The following is a 1,112-nucleotide window of genomic DNA, read 5'->3' as shown; positions in this document are numbered from 1 at the left end:
TGCCGCAACAGTTCCACCCGGCGCAGCGTGTCGACTTCGGAGTGCAGGTAGCGCACCCGGATACCCATCTCCAGCAGATAGTCGGTGAGGTCTTCGGCCATCTTCTTGGTCAGCGTCGTCACCAGCACCCGCTCATCGGTGTCGGCGCGTCTGCGGATCTCGGCGATCAGGTCGTCGATCTGTCCTTTGGTGGTCTTGACCACGACTTTCGGGTCGACCAGGCCGGTCGGGCGGATCACCTGCTCGACGAATTCGCCGTTGGCCTGGCTCAACTCGTACGGCCCCGGTGTGGCCGACATGTACACCGTCTGGCCGATCCGATCGGCGAACTCCTCCCAGGTCAGCGGCCGGTTGTCGCACGCCGACGGCAGCCGGAACCCGTACTCCACCAGGTTGCGCTTCCGGGAGATGTCCCCCTCGTACATACCGCCTATCTGCGGCACCGTGACATGCGACTCGTCGATGACCAGAAGGAAGTCCTCCGGGAAGTAGTCCAGCAGGGTCGCAGGAGGAGTGCCGGGCCCGCGACCGTCGATGTGCCGGGAGTAGTTCTCGATGCCCGAGCAGAATCCGACCTGACGCATCATCTCGATGTCGTAGTTGGTGCGCATCCGCAGCCGCTGCGCCTCCAGCAGCTTGCCGTGCTGCTCCAACTCGGCGAGCCGTGCGGCGAGTTCCTCCTCGATGGTGGAGATCGCGTGCGCCATCCGCTCCGGTCCGGCCACGTAGTGGGTGGCGGGGAAGATGCGCAACGAGTCGACCTTGCGGATCACATCGCCGGTGAGCGGATGCAGGTAGTACAGCGCTTCGATCTCGTCGCCGAAATACTCGATGCGCACGGCCAGCTCTTCGTAGGACGGGATGATCTCGACGGTGTCGCCGCGCACCCGGAACGAGCCGCGGCTGAACGCCAGGTCGTTGCGGGTGTACTGGACGTCGACCAGCAGCCGCAGCAGCCCGTCCCGGGGCACCTCGGCGCCGACCTGCAACTCGACCGAGCGGTCCAGGTACGACTGCGGTGTGCCCAGGCCGTAGATGCAGGACACCGACGCCACCACCACCACGTCACGCCGGGACAGCAGGCTCGACGTCGCCGAGTGCCGCAGCCGCTC

General features: G+C 65.9%; 1 pseudogene. It reads right to left on the bottom strand.

Annotation, left to right across the window (positions count from 1 at the left end):
* Positions 1 to 1,112: pseudogene (locus tag AC2VOP_RS00670) on the bottom strand (excinuclease ABC subunit B); the annotation flags it as partial.

This window comes from Mycobacterium sp. TH-M106 (assembly GCF_057473765.1).
This window is presented reverse-complemented; position numbering and strand designations above follow the sequence as displayed.